This is a genomic window from Agarivorans sp. D1326, from assembly GCF_056958115.1.
In genome coordinates this window covers 93,347-116,044 of the sequence record NZ_JBTWEN010000009.1, presented here as the reverse complement: position 1 = coordinate 116,044, position 22,698 = coordinate 93,347, and the positions used below count along the sequence as shown (strand labels likewise).

At 45.1% G+C, this 22,698-nt stretch carries 24 protein-coding genes and 1 other RNA gene; 20 read left to right on the top strand and 5 right to left on the bottom strand.

Annotated features, from left to right (window positions below; all coding sequences use genetic code 11):
* Positions 1 to 405, bottom strand: coding sequence for a Z-ring associated ZapG family protein (locus ACYFDN_RS17060; protein WP_016400759.1), 405 nt, complete (start codon positions 403 to 405; stop codon positions 1 to 3).
* 107 nt (positions 406 to 512) lie between these two features.
* On the opposite strand from ACYFDN_RS17060, the gene zapE reads away from it, so the two are divergent.
* The 8 genes from zapE (at position 513) to ACYFDN_RS17020 (ending at position 6,577) form a co-directional block, all read left to right on the top strand.
* Positions 513 to 1,628 carry a cell division protein ZapE gene (zapE, locus tag ACYFDN_RS17055; protein WP_483512056.1) on the top strand — a complete coding sequence of 372 codons (1,116 nt, stop codon included), beginning with the start codon at positions 513 to 515 and terminating at the stop codon, positions 1,626 to 1,628.
* A gap of 192 nt (positions 1,629 to 1,820) precedes the next feature.
* Positions 1,821 to 2,249 carry a 50S ribosomal protein L13 gene (gene rplM, locus ACYFDN_RS17050; RefSeq protein ID WP_016400761.1) on the top strand — a complete coding sequence of 143 codons (429 nt, stop codon included), beginning with the start codon at positions 1,821 to 1,823 and terminating at the stop codon, positions 2,247 to 2,249.
* Positions 2,250 to 2,266: 17 nt separating this feature from the next.
* Positions 2,267 to 2,659 carry a 30S ribosomal protein S9 gene (gene rpsI / locus ACYFDN_RS17045; RefSeq protein WP_040306930.1) on the top strand — a complete coding sequence of 131 codons (393 nt, stop codon included), beginning with the start codon at positions 2,267 to 2,269 and terminating at the stop codon, positions 2,657 to 2,659.
* 242 nt (positions 2,660 to 2,901) lie between these two features.
* A complete protein-coding gene (petA, locus tag ACYFDN_RS17040; RefSeq protein ID WP_016400763.1) occupies positions 2,902 to 3,492 on the top strand; it encodes a ubiquinol-cytochrome c reductase iron-sulfur subunit in 591 nt (196 codons plus the stop codon).
* 1 nt (position 3,493) lies between these two features.
* Positions 3,494 to 4,705: a cytochrome b gene (locus tag ACYFDN_RS17035; RefSeq protein WP_016400764.1), complete on the top strand. Its 1,212-nt coding sequence runs from the start codon at positions 3,494 to 3,496 to the stop codon at positions 4,703 to 4,705.
* A complete protein-coding gene (locus tag ACYFDN_RS17030; RefSeq protein ID WP_040306950.1) occupies positions 4,705 to 5,439 on the top strand; it encodes a cytochrome c1 in 735 nt (244 codons plus the stop codon). The genes ACYFDN_RS17035 and ACYFDN_RS17030 overlap by 1 nt, the downstream gene beginning before the upstream one ends.
* An 86-nt stretch (positions 5,440 to 5,525) precedes the next feature.
* Complete coding sequence (gene sspA / locus ACYFDN_RS17025) at positions 5,526 to 6,161, top strand: stringent starvation protein SspA (RefSeq protein WP_016400766.1); 636 nt, start codon at positions 5,526 to 5,528, stop codon at positions 6,159 to 6,161.
* Between the two features lie 11 nt (positions 6,162 to 6,172).
* Positions 6,173 to 6,577 (top strand): ClpXP protease specificity-enhancing factor, encoded by a 405-nt coding sequence (locus ACYFDN_RS17020; RefSeq protein WP_152780617.1) that lies wholly within the window; start codon positions 6,173 to 6,175, stop codon positions 6,575 to 6,577.
* A gap of 42 nt (positions 6,578 to 6,619) precedes the next feature.
* Here ACYFDN_RS17020 and dolP read toward each other — a convergent pair whose 3' ends face one another.
* From dolP to ACYFDN_RS17000, 4 genes are read right to left on the bottom strand one after another with little or no spacing between them, the layout of a single operon-like run.
* The gene (dolP, locus tag ACYFDN_RS17015) at positions 6,620 to 7,192 is read right to left on the bottom strand and encodes a division/outer membrane stress-associated lipid-binding lipoprotein (RefSeq protein WP_152780615.1); all 573 of its coding nucleotides are present in this window, start codon (positions 7,190 to 7,192) and stop codon (positions 6,620 to 6,622) included.
* A gap of 3 nt (positions 7,193 to 7,195) precedes the next feature.
* A complete protein-coding gene (locus tag ACYFDN_RS17010; protein ID WP_016400769.1) occupies positions 7,196 to 7,786 on the bottom strand; it encodes a D-sedoheptulose-7-phosphate isomerase in 591 nt (196 codons plus the stop codon).
* A gap of 1 nt (position 7,787) precedes the next feature.
* Positions 7,788 to 8,135 carry a YraN family protein gene (locus ACYFDN_RS17005; RefSeq protein ID WP_246612310.1) on the bottom strand — a complete coding sequence of 116 codons (348 nt, stop codon included), beginning with the start codon at positions 8,133 to 8,135 and terminating at the stop codon, positions 7,788 to 7,790.
* Positions 8,128 to 9,987 carry a penicillin-binding protein activator gene (locus ACYFDN_RS17000; RefSeq protein WP_483512055.1) on the bottom strand — a complete coding sequence of 620 codons (1,860 nt, stop codon included), beginning with the start codon at positions 9,985 to 9,987 and terminating at the stop codon, positions 8,128 to 8,130. The genes ACYFDN_RS17005 and ACYFDN_RS17000 overlap by 8 nt, the downstream gene beginning before the upstream one ends.
* Positions 9,988 to 10,126: 139 nt before the next feature.
* Between ACYFDN_RS17000 and rsmI the strand changes: the two genes are divergently transcribed.
* From rsmI to murG, 12 genes are all read left to right on the top strand, one after another.
* A complete protein-coding gene (rsmI, locus tag ACYFDN_RS16995) occupies positions 10,127 to 10,966 on the top strand; it encodes a 16S rRNA (cytidine(1402)-2'-O)-methyltransferase (RefSeq protein WP_472590028.1) in 840 nt (279 codons plus the stop codon).
* Between the two features lie 41 nt (positions 10,967 to 11,007).
* An RNA gene (gene rnpB / locus ACYFDN_RS16990) (RNase P RNA component class A) lies at positions 11,008 to 11,389 on the top strand.
* 341 nt (positions 11,390 to 11,730) lie between these two features.
* On the top strand, positions 11,731 to 12,186 hold the full coding sequence (gene mraZ / locus ACYFDN_RS16985) for a division/cell wall cluster transcriptional repressor MraZ (RefSeq protein ID WP_483512053.1): 456 nt from the start codon (positions 11,731 to 11,733) through the stop codon (positions 12,184 to 12,186).
* Position 12,187: 1 nt separating this feature from the next.
* Positions 12,188 to 13,123 (top strand): 16S rRNA (cytosine(1402)-N(4))-methyltransferase RsmH, encoded by a 936-nt coding sequence (gene rsmH, locus ACYFDN_RS16980; RefSeq protein ID WP_483512052.1) that lies wholly within the window; start codon positions 12,188 to 12,190, stop codon positions 13,121 to 13,123.
* Positions 13,123 to 13,440: a cell division protein FtsL gene (ftsL, locus tag ACYFDN_RS16975; RefSeq protein ID WP_016400776.1), complete on the top strand. Its 318-nt coding sequence runs from the start codon at positions 13,123 to 13,125 to the stop codon at positions 13,438 to 13,440. The genes rsmH and ftsL overlap by 1 nt, the downstream gene beginning before the upstream one ends.
* Positions 13,440 to 15,170, top strand: a complete 1,731-nt coding sequence (locus tag ACYFDN_RS16970) for a peptidoglycan glycosyltransferase FtsI (RefSeq protein WP_016400777.1) — start codon at positions 13,440 to 13,442, stop codon at positions 15,168 to 15,170. Before ftsL ends, ACYFDN_RS16970 begins: the two co-directional genes overlap by 1 nt.
* Positions 15,157 to 16,632 carry a UDP-N-acetylmuramoyl-L-alanyl-D-glutamate--2,6-diaminopimelate ligase gene (gene murE / locus ACYFDN_RS16965; RefSeq protein ID WP_483512050.1) on the top strand — a complete coding sequence of 492 codons (1,476 nt, stop codon included), beginning with the start codon at positions 15,157 to 15,159 and terminating at the stop codon, positions 16,630 to 16,632. Before ACYFDN_RS16970 ends, murE begins: the two co-directional genes overlap by 14 nt.
* Positions 16,629 to 18,005, top strand: a complete 1,377-nt coding sequence (locus ACYFDN_RS16960) for a UDP-N-acetylmuramoyl-tripeptide--D-alanyl-D-alanine ligase (protein WP_483512049.1) — start codon at positions 16,629 to 16,631, stop codon at positions 18,003 to 18,005. The genes murE and ACYFDN_RS16960 overlap by 4 nt, the downstream gene beginning before the upstream one ends.
* Positions 17,999 to 19,081, top strand: a complete 1,083-nt coding sequence (gene mraY / locus ACYFDN_RS16955; RefSeq protein WP_016400780.1) for a phospho-N-acetylmuramoyl-pentapeptide-transferase — start codon at positions 17,999 to 18,001, stop codon at positions 19,079 to 19,081. Before ACYFDN_RS16960 ends, mraY begins: the two co-directional genes overlap by 7 nt.
* 34 nt (positions 19,082 to 19,115) lie before the next feature.
* Positions 19,116 to 20,420: a UDP-N-acetylmuramoyl-L-alanine--D-glutamate ligase gene (gene murD, locus ACYFDN_RS16950; protein WP_483512048.1), complete on the top strand. Its 1,305-nt coding sequence runs from the start codon at positions 19,116 to 19,118 to the stop codon at positions 20,418 to 20,420.
* On the top strand, positions 20,417 to 21,622 hold the full coding sequence (ftsW, locus tag ACYFDN_RS16945; RefSeq protein ID WP_152780602.1) for a cell division protein FtsW: 1,206 nt from the start codon (positions 20,417 to 20,419) through the stop codon (positions 21,620 to 21,622). The genes murD and ftsW overlap by 4 nt, the downstream gene beginning before the upstream one ends.
* Positions 21,615 to 22,697: an undecaprenyldiphospho-muramoylpentapeptide beta-N-acetylglucosaminyltransferase gene (murG, locus tag ACYFDN_RS16940; RefSeq protein ID WP_483512047.1), complete on the top strand. Its 1,083-nt coding sequence runs from the start codon at positions 21,615 to 21,617 to the stop codon at positions 22,695 to 22,697. Before ftsW ends, murG begins: the two co-directional genes overlap by 8 nt.
* Position 22,698: the final 1 nt, after the last annotated feature.

Here is a 22,698-nt window from a genome sequence, read left to right as displayed (position 1 = left end):
TTAGCTAGCTTTACGCTGAGCTTCGGTAAATAAACCAGATGGTTGATTAGAGTAATCTTTAGGTTGAGCTTCGCTTGATTCAACCGTTTCGTCTAGCTCTAATTTTTCTTGATAATCAGCAAATAGCTGCGGTTGAGCTACGTCTTCACTGATTAATGATTTTGACTGGCTGGCCATATGTTCGTATATGCCTTGGTATTGCTTGGCCATGTCTTCAAGTAGCTGAGCACTGGTTGCAAAGTGCTCTTGAACTTGCTCTTTATAACTGTCTAGTTCAGCTTTATTTTGTTCGAGTTCTTGCTTCATATTGGCATCGCTACCAACCGGCTTTGATGCTATACGACTAAGGAAGAAGCCAATAGCGACACCAATAAGAAGAAAAATCATACTGCTAATTGCGCTCATATTATTCCTTTGTTGGTCTTGATGAACTTTCAATATACTTGAGAATGCTTTCACATGGTACTATCAATTTTCGACTAATTTTAGCGGGTTCTGGGAATAGGGAAAGGATGACTCCACAGCAACAATACGAGCAAGATCTGCAAGCTCATGATTTTATAAAAGACAATGCCCAGGCATTTGCAGTTACTCAATTGCAACGTGTATTTGATCAGTTGAATGAAAAGCCCGCTTCCGCTGCTGTTCCCTCATCTTTTTTTTCCAAGTTAAAAAGTCGATTTTCCAACGCAGATTTATCCACTAAGTCTCCTGTTCAAGGGCTTTACATGTGGGGAGGAGTTGGCCGAGGAAAAACCTATCTCATGGACACTTTTTTTAACTGCTTACCCCAGCAACGTAAAATGCGAGTACATTTCCACCGTTTTATGCAGCGGGTGCATCAAGAGTTAAAAAGTTTAACTGCCCAAACTAATCCCTTAGAGGTCGTGGCAGATCGCTTATATAAAGAGGCAGAAGTTATCTGCTTTGATGAGTTTTTTGTCTCAGACATTACCGATGCAATGATTTTGGGAACGCTATTCGAAGCTTTGTTTGAACGGGGAGTAACTCTTGTTGCTACCTCAAACATACCGCCTGAAGATTTGTACCGAAATGGTTTGCAGCGCCAACGCTTTGTGCCAACCATAAAGTTGATTCAACAACATTGCCAAATTATCAATGTAGATGGCGGCAGTGATTATCGAATGCGTACCCTTAATGAGGCAGAGATTTATCATTACCCCTTAGACCAACAAGCGGAGCAAAACTTAGCCCAATACTTTTTGCAATTGTCTAACGAACCGCGCCAAGCATTAGGTCAGATTGAAATTAATCAGCGGATGATTAATTTTGTGAATGAAGCCGATAGTGTGTTACACGTTGAATTTAGTGAGTTATGTGAAGGGGCGAGGAGTCAGTTAGATTATATTGAACTGGCAAGGCTTTATCACACAGTGCTGTTGTCGGGTGTAGTGGCAATGGGGGCTAAAAATGATGATGCCGCTCGACGCTTTATTGCTTTAATTGATGAATTTTATGAGCGAAACGTTACTTTAATTATTGCTGCTGAAGTACCCTTAGAAAAACTCTATCAAGGCGGGCGGTTGAGTTTTGAATTTGAACGTTGTCTATCTCGCTTACAAGAAATGCAGTCTCATGAATACTTGGAAAGAGAGCACTTACCTTAAATAATCTTAATTAGGGGTGGTTTTTTTTTGTACTTCCCCTATAATCTTGCCACCCCACGTTACATGTCACCGATTTGGTGATACTAACAATCCAGCTTACTCCGTATTCGAAGGGATACTATGAGTGGCTACTTTCACGTTTGTGATTGTCACAAACACATGTGTAACAGTTATTTTGGGTTATATATACAAATGAAAACTTTTGTAGCCAAGCCAGACAGCGTTAAACGCGACTGGTACGTTGTAGATGCAGATGGTAAAACTCTGGGTCGTATCGCAACTGAAATCGCTTCTCGCCTACGCGGTAAGCATAAAGCTGAATATACTCCTCACGTTGATACTGGTGATTACATCATCGTAATTAACGCTGAGAAAGTAGCCGTAACAGGCAACAAAGCGAAAGGTAAAATTTACCACTCGCACACTGGTTACCCAGGTGGCTTAAAGTCAATTAGCTTTGAAAAGTTAATCGAAAAAGCTCCTGAGCGTGTTATCCAGTCTGCAGTGAAAGGTATGTTGCCAAAAGGTCCTCTAGGCCGTGCAATGTTCCGTAAACTGAAAGTATTCGCTGGACCTGAGCACACTCATGCGGCTCAGCAACCACAAGTATTAGACATTTAAGTTACGGAATTTGAATAATGGCTGAGAATCAATACTACGGCACTGGCCGTCGCAAAAGCTCTACTGCTCGCGTATTTTTAAAAGCAGGTAGTGGTAACATCACTGTAAACAACCGTACTTTGGACGTTTACTTTGGCCGTGAAACTGCTCGTATGGTAGTTCGTCAACCACTTGAACTAACGGAATTGTTAGAAAAAGTTGACCTACTAGTTACCGTAAAAGGTGGTGGTACAACTGGTCAAGCTGGTGCTATCCGTCACGGTATCACTCGTGCTCTTATGGAATACGACGAAAGTCTACGTCCTGAGTTACGTAAAGCTGGTTTCGTTACCCGTGATGCGCGTAAAGTTGAGCGTAAGAAAGTTGGTCTACGTAAAGCACGTCGTCGTCCGCAATTCTCTAAACGTTAATTGCTATACACATTCGTGTTACAAAAAAGCTCGGCTATGCCGGGCTTTTCTTTATTCTAAAAGGTTAAAAACCTTGATTTCCCTTGTCAATTTGTGTGTTTTTTATTACTATTTTGTTCGCATTTACCTGCAATAATGTAGTAGCAAGTAAACGCTACCAGTAGCAGAAAAACGCTACCTTGTGCAGCATGCCGCAAGGAAAATTACAATAATTGCGCGGATCCTTACCGGAGAGACATTGGATGAGCAACGCTCCTGTCGATGCTGGCCGCCGTCGCTTCCTAACCTGGACAACAGCTGTTGTCGGTGGTGTAGGAGCTACGTTTGCCGCAGTACCTTTTATCAGTTCATGGAATCCGAGTGCCAAAGCTAAAGCAGCTGGAGCACCGGTAGAAGTGGATATTAGCAAAATAGAACCTGGACAATTACTACGTGTTGAATGGCGTGGTAAACCTGTTTGGGTGGTTAACCGTCCTCAATCGGTTCTAGATAACTTAAACACCATTGGTGATAGGTTGCGTGACCCCGATTCAGAGGAGCCTCAACAACCCGATTATACAGTCAATGTACACCGCTCAATCAAACCTGAGTTGTTTGTAGGTGTGGGCTTATGTACTCACCTTGGCTGTTCACCCACCTATTTACCTGGCAGCTTTGCTGAGCAAGTTCAAGGTGTTGAATATGGATTCTTCTGTCCCTGTCATGGTTCTAAGTTTGATATGGCCGGACGAGTATTCCAAAGTGTACCTGCACCACTAAACTTGGTTGTTCCTCCGCATCACTATGTTGATGAAACCACCATTTTGGTCGGCTTGGACCAGGGAGAGGCATAAGATGAAGGCACTTATCGGTTGGATCGATGAACGGATCCCGTTGACCAAGACCTACAATAAACACGTGGGCCAATACCCAACACCAAAAAACTTTAACTTTTGGTATATTTTTGGCTTTATTGCCATGGTGGTATTAGTTAACCAAATCCTTACAGGTATTTGGCTAACTATGAATTACAACCCATCAGGTGATGGAGCATTTGCCTCTATTGAATACATCATGCGTGATGTGGAATATGGTTGGCTACTGCGCTACATGCATTCCACCGGGGCGTCAGCCTTCTTTGTGGTGATTTATTTGCACATGTATCGTGGCTTAATTTACGGCTCATACCAAAAACCTCGTGAACTGATTTGGCTGTTCGGGATGTTAATTTTCTTGGTATTGATGGCCGAAGCATTCATGGGTTACTTGCTTCCTTGGGGACAAATGTCTTATTGGGGCGCGCAGGTAATTATTTCACTGTTTGGGGCTATTCCGGTAATTGGTGATGACCTAACCCTGTGGATCCGTGGTGACTATGTTATCTCTGGTGCAACCTTAAACCGCTTCTTCGCTTTGCATGTTATTGCATTGCCCCTGGTGTTGGTTATGTTGGTGTTCTTACACATTGTAGCGTTGCATGAAGTAGGCTCTAACAACCCAGATGGTATCGAGATTAAAGCTAACAAAGATGAGAATGGTTGGCCGAAGGATGGTATTCCTTTCCACCCTTATTTTACGGTTAAAGATTTAGCCGCCATTGTTGGCTTCTTGTTCTTCTTCTGTTGGGTGATGTTCTTCTTCCCAGAAGGTGGAGGCTTCTTCCTAGAGCCGCCAAACTTTGAAGCAGCTAATCCGCTTAAAACGCCAGAACATATTGCGCCGGTTTGGTATTTCACACCGTTCTATGCAATTTTGCGTGCGGTACCCGATAAATTACTGGGTGTAGTGATGATGGGCGCATCTATTGCGGTGTTATTTGTATTACCGTGGTTAGACCGCTGTAAAGTGAAGTCAATTCGCTACCGTAGTGTCATACATAAGCTTAACATCGCTCAGTTTGTTATATGTTTTGTGATTCTAGGGGTGCTAGGTGCTTTACCTTCAACCGACCTATTAACTTGGATCGCACGTATCGCAACTGTTGGTTACTTTGGTTATTTCCTACTACTGTGGATTTACAGTAAAAACGAGAAAACTAAGCCAGTTCCAGAAAGGGTGACCAAATGATGAAAAATATTTTTTTAGCATTCGCGTTGCTGGTTCCTAGCTTGGCGTTTGCCGCTGGTTCGACAGTTCCTTTAGACAAAGCGAACTATGACTTAAGTGATAAAGCTTCGTTACAAAACGGCGCGAAATTGTTTATGAATTACTGTTTTGGCTGTCATAGTGCTCAATACCAGCGTTATAATCGTGTAGCAGAAGATTTAGGTATTCCAATTAAGTTAATGGAAGAAAACTTGATTTTTACCGGGGTAAAACCAGGTGAATTGATGCAAAATGCCATCCAAGAAAAAGACGCTGCTAAGTGGTTTGGTGCGCCAGCTCCAGATTTAACCTTAGTAGCTCGAGTTCGTGGAGCTGATTGGGTATATACCTATTTACGTTCATTTTATGTTGATGAGACGCGTCCATTTGGGGTGAATAACAAAGTATTCCCAAGTGTTGGTATGCCACACGTATTGCAAGAGTTGCAAGGTGTGCCAAACGCGGTTTATGAAACAAGAATGATTGATGGTGAAGATCAGCAAATCTACGTTGGCATCCAATCAGATGGCAGTGGTGAGATGAGTGATGATGAGTATGACCACGCTGTTTTAGACCTAGTTAACTTTTTAGTTTACTCTGCTGAACCTATTCAGCTAGAGCGTAAACGTCTTGGTTACTGGGTGCTTGGTTTCTTATTCATTTTCTTCATTATTAGTTATCTATTGAAGAAAGAATACTGGCGCGACGTACACTAAGTCTTGAGCTAGTATTTAATTATCGGCAATAGCATTTATGCTGTTGCCGTTTGTGTATTTATTTTAGATGGTTTTTGGAGGATTCAATGGCTGTAGCTGCCAACAAGCGTTCGGTAATGACGCTATACTCTGGTGCTAACGACTTATATAGTCATCAGGTACGTATCGTTTTGGCTGAGAAAGGCGTCAGCGTAGAAATTAATCAGGTAGATCCGGACAACTTACCGGAAGACTTAATTGATTTGAATCCGTACAGCTCTGTTCCAACCTTAGTTGATCGTGAATTGGTGTTGTACCAATCGCAGATCATCATGGAATACTTAGACGAGCGTTTTCCTCACCCACCGCTAATGCCGGTTTACCCTGTGTCGCGTGGTTCAAGCCGCCTTATGATGCACCGCATCAAAAACGACTGGTACACCTTGGTTGCGCAAATTGAAAAAGGTGAGAACGCCGAGGCTGCACGTAAGCAATTAACAGAAAGTCTGTTAAGCATTGCACCGGTTTTTGCTGAAATGCCTTACTTTATGAGTGAAGAATTCAGCTTAGTAGATTGCTACTTAGCACCACTACTATGGCGTTTACCTACTTTAGGCATCGAACTTGAAGGTGCGGGTTCTAAAGAAATCAAATCTTATATGATCCGTGTATTTGATCGTGAATCGTTCCAAGCTTCACTGACCGATGCAGAGCGTGAAATTCGCGATGGGTTTTTAGGTTAATGAGTGAAGAGATGACCCCAAATAGGCCTTATTTGCTTAAGGCTTTTTTTGATTGGTTGTTAGACAACGAGTTGACTCCTCACTTGGTGGTGGATGCTACCCAAGCTAACGTGACCGTGCCCAGCCAATTTGTTAATGATGGACAGATTGTTCTAAACATTGCTCCGTCGGCGATTGCGGCCTTTAATATGGACTTACAGCACGTAAGTTTTAGCGCACGCTTTGGTGGTAAACCGTTTCAGGTTTATGTGCCTATGGCAGCCGTTGTCGCGATTTATGCCCGAGAAAATGGTGCAGGTACTGTGTTTGAGCCAGAAGCTGCTTACGAGCAAGTGGAAGAGCTTGAGAGTCAGCCTGAAGATGTTTCGGTGAAAGAGGATACTCCGAAGAAGCCGACACTCACCATCGTAAAATAAAAAAGCGCCGAAAGGCGCTTTTTTGTATCTATTTTAAATTTGCTAGCTGGCTTCTATCAGCTCAAATACTTTAATCACTTTGGCTACGCCTGTCTCGTGGCGGGCAATATCAATCGCTAAGCGTTCTTCTTCTGCGGTAACAAACCCAATAAGAAATACTTCACTGTCTTCGGTAATGACTTTTATCTTACCAGGTGGAAGCTTGCTGTCTTCGTAGATCTTAAATTTGATTTTGGTGGTAATCCAAGAGTCATTGCTACGTACACCTAAAGATACAGGTGCTTTGATGCGTACTTCGTTGAGTACTTGTTGTACACCACTTACATCGCGGACAACTTGAGTGATTTTGTTGAAATATTCTTGATTCGGAGTTTGGCCAATGACCAGTACTCTGCCGTTAAGCGCAACTACCGATAGCTTGCTTTCTCGCCAAATGCTCTCTTCTTTGCCCAGTTCGCTAAGTGCTTGAAGTTCTATAGTTTGGTCATCAAATTGAGTGCCTATGGTGCGCCTATCTGTTGCTGCACCTGCTGCTACTCCGGCACCCACTACAACTGCTCCAGCACAGGCTTGTAGTAGCCCTGCCAAAACAACAACGGTGATGATACGTAACATCCTTTAATCCTCCTGTTGGGGAAACAACGTACGGTCTACTAAATCACATAAACTGTTTAAGGCCAGTAAGTGTACTTCGTTAATGCGTACGCTCTGTTCACCTGGCACTCTAATTTCAACGTCTTGCTCGCTAAGCAGACCGGCCATTTCACCGCCATCTTTTCCGGTTAGCGCAATAATTGTCATGTCGCGGTTTACTGCCGCTTCCATGGCTTTAATTACGTTGCGACAGTTACCTGAATCGGAGATGGCAACAAGTACATCGCCTTGCTGGCCTAGTGCGCGAATTTGTTTGGCAAACACTTCATCAAAGGAGTAATCATTCGCAATGGCACTTAGCACTGAGCTGTCGGTGCTAAGTGCTAAAGCTGGAAGGCTAGGGCGTTCTGTATCAAAACGGTTAACCAAGTTAGCTGAAAATTGCTGAGCGAGCGCCGCTCCAGCGCTATTGCCCGCAATGAGCAGTTTGTTACCGTTGAGCAATGCTTGAGCGATGATCACTGTAGCTTTTTCAATTGCATCGGGTAGTGCTTCTGCAGCAGCAATTTTGGTTTGTATGCTTTCTCTAAATATTTCTTTGATTCGTTCTTGCATGTTATTCCCCAAACGCGTTCTGAAACCATTCTAGGTAAGGTGCTTGCTCTTGAATAGCAACAACATCAAAACGCATTGCAGTATCAAATTGGTTCAAATTTTTTTGTTGTAAATAGTGTTGTGCGCTAAGCAGTATACGGTGCATTTTGTGCTGGTCGACAGCTGCAGCCGCTCCGCCATGGCTAAGGCTTTTGCGGTATTTAACTTCCACAAAAACCCAGGTGTCGCCCTGTTTACAAATTAGGTCTATCTCGCCGCGGCGGCAATGATAGTTTTGCTCAATCAGCCGTAAACCCTGCTTGCTTAGATAGCTAGCCGCTTGCTGCTCTGCAGCTTGCCCTTTATTCAATATCTTGGTCTTGAAGCGTGTTAGCTTGGATTTCCAAGGGAACCAGTTGGCCATCTTTATATTGAGTCCACGTAAGTTGTCGTATCACTAAACCTTGTTGGTTAACACTGAGTTTTCCGGTTAAACCATTTAGCTGATAGTCTGAATAGCCGCGCATTTGAGCTAGTTGACTAATTAGCGAGTAGGCATCATAACCCAAAGCGTACAAACGTTTCTGCGAGTCTGAAGAGCTAGGCCAAAGCTGCTGATGGCGAATAGCATTTACCGACTGTTGCTCTAATATCCAAGGCATCTCGCTGATGTAAATGCCATCTAACTCGTTTTCGCTGGTTTCATCATTTTTGTCGTAGCTGCGCGAGCTGGCATATAAGCGTGGGCTTACTGCAAATGGGCTTACGGTTACATCAATAAACGCCTTAATCAGCTTGGTTTCTGTATTGTTGCCCACCAAATACAGAGAGTTAGCATCGCTTCTAGAGCGTACTTCAGCTTCTAAATCCTGTCCCAGAATTTGCTTAAACTGGCTAATACGCTGCTGGCTCAGATCGGTATGCAGCAATTTACGCACTGCGCGTTGTAGATCGTTGCGGTTGGCGTAGTAGATAACATCGACAGGGGAGCTAGAAAGGGTTTGCCATTCTTCTGTAAATGATTCAGCCATGCGCTTGCCCAAGCTGCTTTGTGGGGCTAACAGCAGTGGATTTTGCTCTTCACGTTGCGCCATAAACTGAGCGGCTTGTTTGGCTTCATCCTCAGGCGAGAGAGGGAAGAAGAACTGTTGCTCCTGTTCACCAGCTTGCACATCGTTAAGAGCGAACACCGGTTGGGTTGGAGCAAGGCTTAACAAACTGCGTAGCTGCGATTTTAATAGCGGCCCAACGATGAAATCGATTTGGTCTTGCTCAAGTTGAGGATAGAGCGTTTCCATTGCTTGGGACTGGGTATCGTAAAACACCAATTCTGTGTCACTGGAAAACTCTGTTTGGCTATCTAAGAACGCAGATACTAAACCGTCTTTTACCGCTAAACCGTTATTTTGGTATTTACCACTTAACGGCAGCAAAACTGCAACTTTTTGTGGCGTATAAGGAGTAATGCTTAGCGCTTTAGCTAAATCTCCTGCTACATAATCTAGTGCAGGGTGGGATGGATATTCGGTTTTCCAAGTTTGTAGTTTAGCAACCAGTTTCTCCGGTGATTGCTTGGGTTCGTTACTTATCGCAACAATTTCTAACCAGCCATTGCGTAATTCGTTACCTGGCTGCTGAAAGCTGCGAAGAGTAAAAGCGGTAAGCGGTTTAAGCAGTTGCCAAATGGTTTGATGGTTTGCTTCTCGGGCATCTTCTGATAGATAACGGTCTAACTCGATAAAAGCGCCAGAAGCAGCTAAAGGATTATTTTGTTTTTGATAAATTTTGCCGCGTGTTTGAAAGTAGGCATACCAATAATCATCGGGTAGTTGCCAGGCTGGGTCAAAATCTAACAATGCTAAAGCCGGAGTATATTGACCTTGAAGCTCTAAAGCGTAGGCGCTTACTAAGCGCAAGCCTGCCCCACGTTGTACCGTGTTTGCTTGTTTATTTAAGGATGTGGTTACAGCATCACCAGCTTGGAACATGCCTTGTTGGTAGTAAGCCTTAGCTGCAAGGAGCTCCCATTCAAAGGTTTGCTCTACTGGCGCAACGCTAGCCTGATCCAAATAAAACTCTGCATTATGTTCAGGCGCAACAGCAATAGAAGGAAGGTCTATAGCAACAATAGGCGGCTTGGTTGGGCCACTACTACAGGCTGCGAGCAAAAGCATAAGGCTTAAACTGAGATAACGTAGCGCTGAGATCAGGTTATGTTTCAAGGTTTATACCACTAGTATTGATTAGTTAGTGCATATATTAAGAGCCAAACGCTAAATAATCTACAATCGAAGTGGTGAAAGATTGAGGCAAGTGAGGCTTTTGATTAAAGTAGAGGCCGTTTTTATCAGAGGTGAGTTTATGTCAGCCATCGGTACTCTTTATATTGTAGCCACTCCTATCGGCAATTTAGCAGATATCACACAGCGTGCTATTCAAGTGCTAAAGGATGTGTCGATGATTGCAGCCGAAGATACGCGCAACACTGGCCGGTTATTGAGTCATTATGAAATTGGTACTCGCTGTGTGGCGGTACACGATCATAACGAACAACAAAAAATAGCCTGGTTAGAGCAGCAAGTGCTAGATGGAAATGACATTGCGTTAGTTTCCGATGCAGGAACGCCACTGATCAATGATCCCGGCTACCACCTAGTTAACGCGTTTCGCGCAAAAGGCTACCCGGTTGTGCCGTTACCCGGCGCTTGCGCGGCTATTGCTGCATTGTCGGTAGCGGGGTTACCTACAGATAGGTTTTTGTACGAAGGTTTTTTACCAGCTAAAACCAAAGCACGCCAAGAGCGATTAGATGAACTTCGTCAAGAAACTCGCACAGTAGTGTATTACGAATCGCCTCACCGTATATTAGATAGCCTCGCCGACATAGTTAGTTGCTTAGGGGAAGATAGGCAAGTTGTGCTTGCTCGCGAATTGACCAAAACCTTTGAGACCATTAAATCCTTGCCCGTTGCAGAGCTGCTTGCTTGGGTTAAAGCCGACCCCAATCAACAAAAAGGGGAGATGGTACTAATTGTGGCAGGTTACCAAAAAGACAGTGAGCAGTTACCGGTAGATGCTTTAGATACGCTTAAGTTATTGCAAACAGAATTGCCATTAAAGAAGGCCGCAGCACTTACCGCCAAAATTTATGGTTTAAAGAAAAACGCCCTTTATGATTACGGACTAAAGCACGGCGAATAAGCGCTATTCTTGCTGATAATTGTTTGCTATAGTCCGCCACCGGAGTTGGCTAGGCAATCGCTGCTTCGTCGTTGTGCGCTCTTTCGGGAGTGGCAGACGGGCGAAGGGGAGGAAAGTCCGGGCTCTATAGGGTAGGGTGCCAGGTAACGCCTGGGGGGCGCGAGCCCACGACAAGTGCAGCAGAGAGAAGACCGCCGATGGCTCTTCGGAGTACAGGTAAGGCTGAAAGGGTGCGGTAAGAGCGCACCGCGCGTCTGGTAACAGTATGCGGCGAGGTAAACTCCACCCAGAGCAAGGCCAAATAGGCCCCCTTAAGGCGCGACCCGCGTTGGGGGCGGGTAGGCTGCTTGAGCCATTAAGCGATTAATGGCCTAGACGAATGATTGTTCACGACAAAACCCGGCTTATCGGCCAACTCCCTTTTTATTAAAGCCCTGTTGTTTAGCAACAGGGCTTTTTCAATTCAATGACACAATTCGCACTCACTACCTTTTTAATGCCTCCAGTTCGCTATTCCTCAAAATTAATATGACATTAAATTTTAATTATTTTTTAGCCAAAAGTAGCGTGGCCGCTTTGTATATCAAGTCTTTAGGCTTTTCTTTATTTGGGTTGGTGGAATTTTGTTCATTTTCTTGCTCAAGGTCGCTTGCAAAGGGCGAGACTCGTCCTTAAACTTAGTGAATTGTGGGATAAAGTGGATCATAGTGGATCTGTTTGCCCAACAACTGAATTAATTAGGGATAAATGGGGAATTAACACTGATGTTACGCGGCGCTAGCTCAATCAACTTAGATGCGAAGGGACGCATGACTATGCCGACCCGATATCGCGAGTGGTTGATGGAAGAGTGTCACGGTCAATTGGTGTGCACCATTGATATAAATCATCGCTGTTTACTGCTTTACCCCTTAGCTGAATGGGAAGAAATTGAGCGTAAACTCAAGCGTTTATCTAGCATGAACCCGGCAGAGCGTCGTTTGCAACGCTTGCTATTGGGTTATGCCGATGATTGCGAGATGGACAAAAATGGTCGTTTGTTAATTCCACCTCCGTTGCGTCAACACGCAAGTTTGGAGAAAAAAATAATGCTGGTTGGCCAGCTCAACAAATTTGAGTTGTGGTCAGAAGAGCAATGGCAGCAACAAATTGCTGCAGATATAGCCCTAGAAGAGGTCGTTGATATGTTAACTGATAACCTAAAAGATTTTTCGCTTTAGTATGAGTACTGAATTTGTTCACACCTCGGTACTGTTACAAGAGTGTATCGACGGCCTAGCCATTAAAGAAGATGGCATTTACGTGGATGGCACCTTTGGCAGAGGTGGGCACAGTCGCGCTATTTTACAGCAACTAGGTCCCAAAGGGCGTTTGATTGCTATCGACCGTGACCCTCGCGCAATTGAAGCCGCTAAACAGTTTGCCGACGATCCTCGTTTTCAAATTGTTCATGGCCCTTTTTCTGGCATTGAGCAATACATTACAGAGTTGGGATTAGCAAAAAAAATTGATGGTGTACTGCTGGATTTAGGCGTGTCGTCCCCGCAACTTGATGACGCTGAGCGTGGATTTAGCTTTTTGCGCGATGGCCCTTTAGATATGCGAATGGATACTTCGCAAGGACAAACCGCCGCCCTATGGCTAACTCATGCCGCGGAAGAAGACATTGCTTGGGTGATTAAAACCTTTGGCGAAGAGAAGTTTGGAAAACGAATTGCTCACGGGATAGTGAATGCCCGTGAAGAGACGCCGCTTACGAGCACTTTGCAGCTGGCCAAGATTATTGATGAAGCTTGCCCTGTTAAAGATAAATACAAACACCCGGCTACTCGCAGCTTTCAAGCCATTCGTATTTATATTAACAGCGAGTTAGATGAAATAGACACAGCTTTGCTAGGCGCTATGAATAGTTTAGCGACCGATGGCCGTTTAGCGGTGATTAGTTTCCATTCTTTAGAAGATCGTATGGTGAAGCGCTTTATTAGAAAGCAAGAAAAAGGCGAGCAGTTTCCTAGAGGCTTGCCGCTTACCGAAGAGCAGTTAGCTAGCGGACGTTATTTAAAGAGTATTGGCCGAGCGATAAAACCGAGCGCAGCAGAAATTGAAGTAAACCCGCGCTCACGTAGCTCGGTGTTACGGGTAGCAAAACGTTTGTAATGGACGAGGTTAGCCGCCAGCCCAATTTATTGCGGGCGATTTTGAAAGATGTGTGGCGTAACAAGCAGCACTTTTTGTTGTTAGTGGCTGCGGTGGTTTCGGCATTTTGTGTGGTGTGGACAACTCACCACACCAGAATGTTTGTTGAACAACGAGAATCATTAATGATGAGCCGGGATGCACTCAATGTTGAATGGCGACATTTATTGATAGAACAAAATGCGCTGGCTGAACACAGCCGCGTAGAGAGCATAGCTAAAAAGCGTTTAGATATGCACCGACCCAAAATTGAAGAACAAGTGGTAATCACAAACTAATGAATGCTAAGGCAAATAAACAAGGACTGTTCATCCACTGGCGCTTTGTGCTGGTGATGGCAGTGGTTTGCTTAGTGTTTACTGCATTGGTGAGTCGTGCGGCTTATATTCAAGTTATTGCTCCGGATAAACTTATTTATGAAGGTGACTTACGCTCGATTCGCACCAAAACAGGCTATGCAGAGCGTGGTGTAATTACCGACCGTTTAGGTAACGAGTTAGCTGTGAGTGTACCTGTGCGCGCTATTTGGGCCGACCCAAAACATGTGGCAGACCAAAATAGTTTAGCCAATCGTGATGCTTGGGCAGCCTTGGCTAAAGTATTAGATACCGACGTAGATAGCTTGCAACAACGAGTCAGCAATCCGAAACGTCGTTTTGTTTATTTACAGCGTCAAGTAAGTGCGGCGGTTGCTGATTATGTTACCAAACTCAAAATTAAAGGCGTTTATTTAAAACCTGAGTCCCGTCGATTTTACCCTACCGGCGAAGTGAGTGCTCACCTTGTTGGCTTTACTAATATTGATGACCACGGTTTAGAAGGCATTGAGCGTAGTTATGACGACTGGCTCACTGGAGAACCAGGTAAGCGTAAAGTACGCAAAGATCGCTTAGGTCGCGTAGTTGAAGATCTGGATGTTATTCATCAAGCTAAACAAGCGCAGAATATTGCTTTAAGTATTGATCAACGGATCCAAGCAATCGCTTATCGTGAGCTCAAAAAAGCAGTCACCGAGACCAAAGCCACCTCTGGAAGTGTGGTCGTGTTAGATATTGAAACCGGTGAAGTATTAGCTATGGCTAATAGCCCGTCTTTTAATCCTAATAATCGTAACGAGTTTCAAAGTTATCGCTATCGTAATCGTGCAATAACTGATAGCTATGAGCCGGGCTCTACGGTTAAGCCACTATCGGTTATTGCGGCGCTTGAGCGCGACCACATTCGTTCAAACAGTATGATTAACACCAGCCCTGGTTGGATGCAGATTGGCGGGCGTAGAGTTCGAGATTCGCGCAACTACGGTGAAATTAGTTTAACCAAAGTCATTCAAAAATCGAGCAACGTTGCCACTAGCCAATTAGCCCTAAAAGTGGGCGTAGAGGGGATGCTTGATACATTTTACGATGTGGGCTTTGGTAACGATGCTGGTTTAGGTTTAGTCGGCGAATCGGGCGGTCAAATGCCGCAGCGTCGCCGTTGGTCAGATTTTGAACTTGCTACCTTGTCGTTTGGCTATGGCTTAATGGTTACCCCTCTGCAACTCGCCCAAGCGTACGCAACCATGGGAGCTGGTGGAGTATTTCGACCAACATCCATCATTAAGTTACAGCAGCCAGCCACTGGCGAGAGAGTGTTTGAGCAAAACAAAGCACAAGCAGTGCTAGAGATGATGGAATCGGTTATTCAAGATGGCGGTACCGGGCAGAAAGCCGCAGTACCAGGTTATCGTGTGGCGGGTAAAACAGGCACCAGCCGTAAAGCTGTTCGTGGTGGTTATGGTGATGACTACGTTGCTATTTTTGCGGGCGTTGCTCCAGTGAGTAACCCTAAACTTGCCATTGCTGTGTTTGTTAATGAACCACAAACTGACCGCTATTATGGCGGCGACGTTGCCGCTCCGGTTTTCTCGAAAGTGATGCAAGGCGGATTACAGTATTTAAATGTTGCCCCCGATGATAATACCAGCCAAGTGGTACAGCTAAATGGAGGCAATAATGGTGAAACCTAGTTTGTCTGCATTGTTGGCTAAATTTTCGGTAACGGTTGCCCCAGACATCAGCTTTAACCACCTCTCTCTAAATAGCAGAGAGATTGAGCAAGGCGATATATTTGTTGCGGTTAAAGGCCACCAAGTTGATGGCAGTAACTATATTGATTCAGCGATTAGTGCTGGAGCTGTGGCGGTACTTGCTGATGCGGATGATGAAAAATCTCATGGTCAAATAGTGTGGCACAAGCAAATTGCCTGCATTTACTTTTGGCGCTTGAACCAACAGTTATCGCAATTAGCGTCAGCGGCCTATTTTCCAGACGGTAATCCGCTTACTTTAGTCGGTGTTACTGGTACCAACGGCAAAAGCACTGTAACCCATTTAATTGCTAACTTGGCAAAACTAAGTGGCATTCGTGCTGCGGTGATGGGAACGTTAGGTAATGGTGAGCCAGGTAAGCTGGTTGCGAGTGAAAATACCACGGCCGACGCGATTACTATTCAGCGCCAGCTTTGCGAAATGAATCAGCAAGGCTATGAATTAGTTGCTATGGAAGTATCGTCGCATGGTTTGGTGCAGCAGCGAGTGGCGAGTGTGCCGTTCAAGGTTGCGATATTCACAAACCTTAGCCGAGACCACCTTGATTACCATGGCAGCATGGCTGAGTATGGCCGCGCGAAACAAGCCTTATTTAACTGGCCAAGTTTAGAATGTCGTTTAATCAATGCTGATGATGGTTTTGGCAAGCAGTTGCTGCAGCACTATCCAAGTGCCCAATCTTTGTCTTTAGAAGATAGCACTGCCGATTGGCAAATCGCTAACCTGCAGTTCAGCGAGTTAGGGGCAAGCGGTTATTTGTTTAGCCCACAAACAAGACATGAAAAGCTTACTTTTAAGAGCCCGCTTTTAGGGCGTTTTAATGCTGATAATTTACTAAGCGCTATAGCTTGTTTGCGGTTCTTAGGTCTTCCATTAGAAAGTTTACTTACTCAGTTACCTGCCCTTAGTGCGGTACCTGGTCGAATGGAGTTATTTGCCGGTAAACGTTCGGTTGTGGTTGATTACGCGCATACGCCTGACGCCTTAGAAAAAGCCTTAACAGCCCTGCGCCAGCATTGTAGCGGCGAGCTTATTTGTATTTTTGGTTGTGGCGGCGACAGAGATAAAGGTAAACGACCTTTAATGGCAGAAATAGCTGAGCGCTTGGCAGACCAAGTGATTGTTACCGACGACAACCCTCGGTTTGAAGATCCTCAGGCGATCACCGACGACATATTGCTTGGCTTTAATCAAGCTGAAGCCGTAACCATTATTCACGATCGCTGTGAGGCGATTGCACATGCGCTTACGCACTCTCGCGATAAAGATATTATTTTGGTGGCCGGTAAAGGCCACGAAAGCTATCAAATTATTGGTGCTGAAGTGCGTGACTATGATGAACGCGCAGTTGTTAAGCAGTTAGTGGGGGCGAAAGCATGATTGCCTTAAGCCTTACAGAACTCACACAAGCCTTAGATGCTCAGCTAGTGGGCGATAGTTTAATTGTTCAGTCAATTAGTACTGATACTCGCGAGCAGATGTCTCAAGCCTTGTTTATTGCTTTGGTGGGTGAGCGATTTGATGCTCATAACTACGCGCAACAAGCTATTGAGCAAGGCGCAACTGCGCTGCTAGTCGAGCGTGAATTAGCACATGATGTGCCTCAGTTGTTAGTCAAAGACACCCGTTTAGCGCTCGGACAACTGGCCAGTTATGTAAGAGAGAAGTTGGCGTTAAGTTGCTGCGCCATTACTGGTAGCAATGGTAAAACCACGGTGAAAGAAATGACCACGGCCATTTTGTCACAGGGTTTTGAGGTATTAGCCACCAAAGGCAATTTTAACAACGATATTGGGGTGCCTTTATCGCTGCTTCGCGCGACCGAGACGCATCAGTTGGGTGTATTAGAGTTAGGCGCAAATCATATCGGTGAAATTGCCTACACAGTGAGCTTGGTAAAACCCAAGGTTGCCTTAATCAATAATGTATCTGCTGCGCATATTGAAGGCTTTGGCTCTCAAGACGGCGTGCTGAAAGCTAAATCTGAGTTATTTGGCGAGCTAGGTGCTGAGCAGTTAGCGCTGTGTGAGTACCAATCTAGCTATCAAGAGTACTTAAATGAAGTAGCTCGTCCGGCTAAAATTGAGCATTTTTCTTTAGATAAGGTTAATGCCGATTATTATGCCAGCGCTATCGAATCTCTAGGTTTAAGTGGCAGCCGTTTTGTATTGCACACGCCAAACGGTGAGGCGCTTATCCAAATTAATTTGGCGGGCGAGCACAATGTTAAAAATGCTGTCGCTGCGGCTGCGCTTTCGTTGAATATGGGAGCCAAGCTAGAGCAAGTAAGCCAAGGCTTGGCACAATTAGATAAAGTGCCGGGTCGGGTGAACGTTCAATCGTTAAATAGCAGTATCCAGCTAATTGATGATAGCTATAACGCTAACCCGGCGTCATTTAATGCGGCTATCAATATTTTGGCCAATTTTGAAGGTAAGCGCTTCCTTATCGCTGGAGCCATGGGGGAAATGGGACAGCAAACTAAACAGGTGCATAACGACTTAGTTAAACGGGCACTTGACAGTGACATCAGCTTGTATTCTTATGGCGCGTCTTTTGACGAAGTGCTGGCTGAAATCGGTCAGTCTTCACTCGGTTTCGACAACCATGAAGTGCTTTGTGAGCAGCTTATCACAGCCTTAGAAGCGCAACATTCTCCGTGTCTTGTGTTGGTTAAAGGGTCTCGTTCGACCCACATGGAAAAAGTCGTTAAACAGTTACAGCAATATTATAAAAAGGGTTTGGAATGTTAGTTTGGTTGGCGGAATATCTGCAGCAATACTTTAGTGGATTTTCGCTATTTGGGTATTTAACCTTTAGAGCAATTGTCAGCATTTTGACCGCCTTAGTCTTTGGACTATGGATGGGGCCAAAGCTTATTCGTCGCTTACAGTTGTTACAAATTGGTCAAACCGTGCGTAACGATGGGCCAGAATCTCACTTGAGCAAGTCGGGTACTCCCACAATGGGCGGTGTGCTGATTATTGCCTCGGTGTTTTTGTCTACCTTATTGTGGGCGCGTTTAGACAACCCTTATGTATGGGTGATGTTATTTGTATTTGGTAGCTATGGCGCAATTGGTTTTGTTGATGATTACCGTAAAGTTATCCGTAAAGACCCTGCGGGCTTAATTGCCCGTTGGAAGTATTTCTGGCAATCAGTTGTCGCGCTAATTGTTGCGGTTTATCTATTCTGGAGTTCTGACTCTGCGGCTCAAACCCAACTGGTGTTGCCGTTTATCAAAGACATTATGCCGCAATTAGGCTGGCTATTTATCCCTCTCACATATTTGGTCATTGTAGGCAGTAGCAACGCCGTTAACCTAACGGACGGCTTAGATGGCCTAGCAATAATGCCAAGCGTGATGGTGGCATCAGCCTTTGCTCTCGTCGCCTACTTAACCGGCCACGTAAACTTTTCAAGCTACTTGTTTATCCCTTATATCCCACAAGCCAGTGAACTAGTGGTGGTGTGTACCGCCATGGTGGGAGCAGGATTAGCTTTTCTTTGGTTCAATACCTACCCTGCTCAAGTATTTATGGGCGATGTCGGTTCGCTAGCCCTAGGCGCAGCATTGGGGGCTGTAGCTGTATTGGTTCGCCAAGAATTGTTGCTGGTGATTATGGGCGGTGTATTTGTGATGGAAACGGTGTCGGTAATCCTGCAAGTAGGCTCGTATAAGTTACGTGGGCAGCGCATTTTTCGAATGGCGCCGATTCATCACCATTATGAGCTTAAAGGGTGGCCAGAGCCTCGAGTAATCGTGCGCTTTTGGATTATTTCATTAATTTTAGTTTTGATTGGTTTAGCCACCCTTAAGGTGCGTTAGGCGAGCTGTTTAAAGTATAGGAAGAGTAATTACAGTGAGTAAGTTACAGCCACAACTACGCTATGCGGTCGTTGGCCTTGGTGCCAGCGGGCTTAGCTCTGTGCGCTTTTTACTTAAGCACGAAGTGTTGCCCTTAGTTTGTGATACTCGCCAGCAGCCTCCTGGCTTAGCTTCGCTACCCCCTAGTTTGCAAGTGGTGTGTGGCGAGCTGCCCCTTAAGCAATTGCTTGAATGTGACGTGGTGATTGTTAGCCCTGGGGTCGCGTTAGCTACGCCAGAGTTACAAAGCTTGGCGAAAGCTGGAGTTCAGCTAATCGGTGACGTTGAGTTATTTTGTCACTATGCCGAAGCCCCCATTATTGCGATTACTGGCTCAAACGGTAAAAGTACAGTCACTAGCCTGTTGGGCGAGATGGCTAAACACGCCGGAGTTAATGTTGCTGTAGGCGGTAACATCGGCGTGCCTGCCCTAGATTTGCTTTCGTCGCAGATCGAATTATATGTTCTTGAGTTATCGAGCTTCCAGTTGGAGACAACCAAGAGTCTTCGCGCTAAAGCCGCTACATTGCTGAATGTTAGCGAAGACCATATGGACCGATACCAAGGCATGGGCGACTACATTGCCGCTAAACAAACGGTTTACCAAAATGCTGAATATGCGGTTATCAACTTGGATGACGAATTATCACAGCCGCAATTCAAGCCCCAGAACAGCTTAAGCTTTTCTCTTCATTTAGATGCTGATTATTGCTTAAGTGAAGATCAGCAATATCTAATGCGTGGGCAACAAGCGCTATTAGCCACCTCTGAGTTGGCGCTGGTAGGCACCCATAATTTTGCCAATATACTTGCTGCTTTGGCCTTAGCAGAGGCTGCAGGGCTTAACATTGATGCTTGCTTGCAAGCCGCAAAAATCTATCAAGGTTTAGCCCATCGCTGTCAGTTGGTAGCTCGCAAACAAGGTATTGCTTGGATTAACGACTCTAAGGCTACCAACGTTGGCGCTACCTTAGCCGCCTTAAATGGCTTGGCTGGTGGCCAAGCTCAGCTTTGGTTAATCGCTGGTGGAGATGCTAAAGGCGGCGATTTAAGTGAGTTAAAAGCTGCTTTCAGCCAAGTTGCTGGTGTTGTTGCCTTTGGTAAAGACAAGCAACGCTTTAAAGATTTAGATCAGCGTATCGAGCTAAAAGAAGATTTGGCAGAGAGTTTTAGTTGGTGCCAGCAACAAGCCAAAGAGGGTGACATAGTTTTGTTGTCTCCAGCCTGCGCCAGCTTGGATATGTATAAGAATTTTGAAGTGCGCGGACAACATTTCTGCGAACTGGTGGAGGCGCTATGAAAGTAATGTCTAAACCACTTTGGTTCGAGAATACCATACAGTGGTTAAACCCAGCCGCTAAAGAAAGCCAAGAGCCGCTTTTGTTCGACCGTCATTTATTGTGGTTAGCCTTATGCCTAATGGTGATGGGGCTAGTGATGGTGGCATCTTCATCTATTCCAGAAGGCATCGCGATTAACGACGATCCATTCCGTTTTGCTAAACGGCACGGTATTTATTTGTTGTTATGTTTAGCCGCTATGGCTTTTGTGGTGCAAATCCCGCTGGCATGGTGGCAATCTCATAATGCTAAATTACTGCTATTGTCGGGTGTTGCTTTAGTATTGGTATTGCTGATTGGCCGCAATATTAACGGTAGTAGTCGCTGGATTGGTTTAGGGCCGATTAATGTGCAGCCTGCCGAGTTTGCCAAACTCGCGTTGTTCACGTACTTAGCCGGTTATCTAGTGCGTCGCCATGAGCAGGTACGTGAAAACTTAAAAGGCTTTTTAAAGCCACTTATCGTCTTTTTCTTCTTGGCGGTATTGCTGCTGGCACAGCCCGATTTGGGCAGTGTGGTAGTTATGTTTGTTACCACCGTAGGTATGCTGTTTTTAGCAGGCGCCAAGCTTATTCAGTTCTTTGGTTTGATTTTTACTGGTGTGGTAGCGGTGGTGACTTTGGTTATCGCTGAACCTTACCGAATGCGCCGAGTTTCCTCTTTTCTAGACCCTTGGCAAGATCCTTTTGGTAGTGGTTATCAGCTAACTCAATCTCTAATGGCTTTTGGTCGAGGCGACTGGCTAGGCGAAGGTTTGGGGAACTCTATTCAGAAGCTTGAATACTTGCCAGAAGCGCATACCGATTTTGTGGTTGCTGTATTAGCCGAAGAACTCGGATTTATCGGTGTCTGCGCGGTTTTGTTGCTACTTATTTTGTTGGTAAGCCGCGCCATGAAAATTGGTAAGCAGGCTTTACTGGCAGAGCAAGCGTTTGCCGGTTACTTAGCTTGCGGTATTGGTATCTGGTTTAGTTTTCAAACCATGGTAAATGTAGGCGCAGCTTCAGGCTTGGTGCCAACTAAAGGGTTAACCTTACCGTTGATTTCTTATGGTGGCTCTAGCTTATTAGCGATGTCGATAGCAGTCGCTATCTTACTGCGAATTGATCATGAACTTCGATTGGCCAACTGTCAGGCCTATAAGAGAGATGCTCATGGTTAATGCTAAGCAAAATAAACTATTAGTAATGGCAGGTGGCACAGGTGGTCATGTATTCCCGGGTTTAGCAGTCGCCGATAAATTGGCTGAGCAGGGCTGGGATGTGTCGTGGTTAGGAACAGCCGAGCGTATGGAAGCTCAATTGGTGCCTAAACATGGTTACCCTATCGACTTTATTAGCATTAAAGGGGTTCGTGGCAATGGTTTTCTGCGCAAACTGGCGGCACCGTTTAAATTGCTTAATGCGGTTCGTCAGGCCCGAGCTGTCATTAAGCGCTATCAACCTGATGTTGTATTAGGTATGGGCGGATTTGCCAGTGGCCCTGGCGGTATAGCGGCATGGTTACTAGGAAAACCATTGGTTTTGCATGAGCAAAACGCGGCTGCTGGTCTAACCAACAAAATGCTGAGCAAAATTGCCAGCAAAGTACTAATGGCGTTTCCGGGAGCCTTAGATAAAGCCGAAGTGGTTGGCAACCCAGTGCGTGAGTCGGTATTAGCTTTGGAAGAAAAGAGTGAAAGTGATTCAGCCAGTTTTAACTTGTTAGTGATTGGCGGCAGTTTAGGGGCACAGGTGTTTAACGAGCAGTTAGCTGAGGGCATAAAACAAAGCCAACTTGATTTAAAAATCTGGCACCAAGCGGGTAAAAACAAACATAGCAGCGCAGTGGATGCTTACCGCCAGCAAGAACTTGATAAAAATTTGAGCGAAGCACCTAAAATTGTCGAATTTATTGATGACATGGCAGCAGCCTATCAATGGTCAGATGTGATACTCTGTCGCGCTGGCGCGCTAACGGTGTCAGAGGTGGCTGCAGCGGGGATCCCGGCTATTTTTGTTCCGCTGCCTTATGCCGTTGATGACCATCAAACCAAAAACGCTCAGTTTTTGGTTAAAGCCGATGCCGCACGTTTGTTAAAACAAACAGAATTTACGCCGCAAAATATTGCGGCAGTACTGAATGAATTTGCTGATCCTGCATTGCGTTTGTCTTGTGCTCGCAATGCACGAAAGCAGGCAATCACCGATGCCACTGACAAAGTAGCAGCGGTGTGCCAAGCGTTAATTAAAGAGTAGT

What these genes read in the sequence shown, in the direction of transcription:
- ACYFDN_RS17060 (WP_016400759.1), bottom strand. Translation starts at nt 405, where the DNA reads ATGAGCGCAATTAGCAGTATGATTTTTCTTCTTATTGGTGTCGCTATT.
- zapE (WP_483512056.1), top strand. Translation starts at nt 513, where the DNA reads ATGACTCCACAGCAACAATACGAGCAAGATCTGCAAGCTCATGATTTT.
- rplM (WP_016400761.1), top strand. Translation starts at nt 1,821, where the DNA reads ATGAAAACTTTTGTAGCCAAGCCAGACAGCGTTAAACGCGACTGGTAC.
- rpsI (WP_040306930.1), top strand. Translation starts at nt 2,267, where the DNA reads ATGGCTGAGAATCAATACTACGGCACTGGCCGTCGCAAAAGCTCTACT.
- petA (WP_016400763.1), top strand. Translation starts at nt 2,902, where the DNA reads ATGAGCAACGCTCCTGTCGATGCTGGCCGCCGTCGCTTCCTAACCTGG.
- ACYFDN_RS17035 (WP_016400764.1), top strand. Translation starts at nt 3,494, where the DNA reads ATGAAGGCACTTATCGGTTGGATCGATGAACGGATCCCGTTGACCAAG.
- ACYFDN_RS17030 (WP_040306950.1), top strand. Translation starts at nt 4,705, where the DNA reads ATGAAAAATATTTTTTTAGCATTCGCGTTGCTGGTTCCTAGCTTGGCG.
- sspA (WP_016400766.1), top strand. Translation starts at nt 5,526, where the DNA reads ATGGCTGTAGCTGCCAACAAGCGTTCGGTAATGACGCTATACTCTGGT.
- ACYFDN_RS17020 (WP_152780617.1), top strand. Translation starts at nt 6,173, where the DNA reads ATGACCCCAAATAGGCCTTATTTGCTTAAGGCTTTTTTTGATTGGTTG.
- dolP (WP_152780615.1), bottom strand. Translation starts at nt 7,192, where the DNA reads ATGTTACGTATCATCACCGTTGTTGTTTTGGCAGGGCTACTACAAGCC.
- ACYFDN_RS17010 (WP_016400769.1), bottom strand. Translation starts at nt 7,786, where the DNA reads ATGCAAGAACGAATCAAAGAAATATTTAGAGAAAGCATACAAACCAAA.
- rsmI (WP_472590028.1), top strand. Translation starts at nt 10,127, where the DNA reads ATGTCAGCCATCGGTACTCTTTATATTGTAGCCACTCCTATCGGCAAT.
- mraZ (WP_483512053.1), top strand. Translation starts at nt 11,731, where the DNA reads ATGTTACGCGGCGCTAGCTCAATCAACTTAGATGCGAAGGGACGCATG.
- rsmH (WP_483512052.1), top strand. Translation starts at nt 12,188, where the DNA reads ATGAGTACTGAATTTGTTCACACCTCGGTACTGTTACAAGAGTGTATC.
- ftsL (WP_016400776.1), top strand. Translation starts at nt 13,123, where the DNA reads ATGGACGAGGTTAGCCGCCAGCCCAATTTATTGCGGGCGATTTTGAAA.
- ACYFDN_RS16970 (WP_016400777.1), top strand. Translation starts at nt 13,440, where the DNA reads ATGAATGCTAAGGCAAATAAACAAGGACTGTTCATCCACTGGCGCTTT.
- murE (WP_483512050.1), top strand. Translation starts at nt 15,157, where the DNA reads ATGGTGAAACCTAGTTTGTCTGCATTGTTGGCTAAATTTTCGGTAACG.
- ACYFDN_RS16960 (WP_483512049.1), top strand. Translation starts at nt 16,629, where the DNA reads ATGATTGCCTTAAGCCTTACAGAACTCACACAAGCCTTAGATGCTCAG.
- mraY (WP_016400780.1), top strand. Translation starts at nt 17,999, where the DNA reads ATGTTAGTTTGGTTGGCGGAATATCTGCAGCAATACTTTAGTGGATTT.
- ftsW (WP_152780602.1), top strand. Translation starts at nt 20,417, where the DNA reads ATGAAAGTAATGTCTAAACCACTTTGGTTCGAGAATACCATACAGTGG.
- murG (WP_483512047.1), top strand. Translation starts at nt 21,615, where the DNA reads ATGGTTAATGCTAAGCAAAATAAACTATTAGTAATGGCAGGTGGCACA.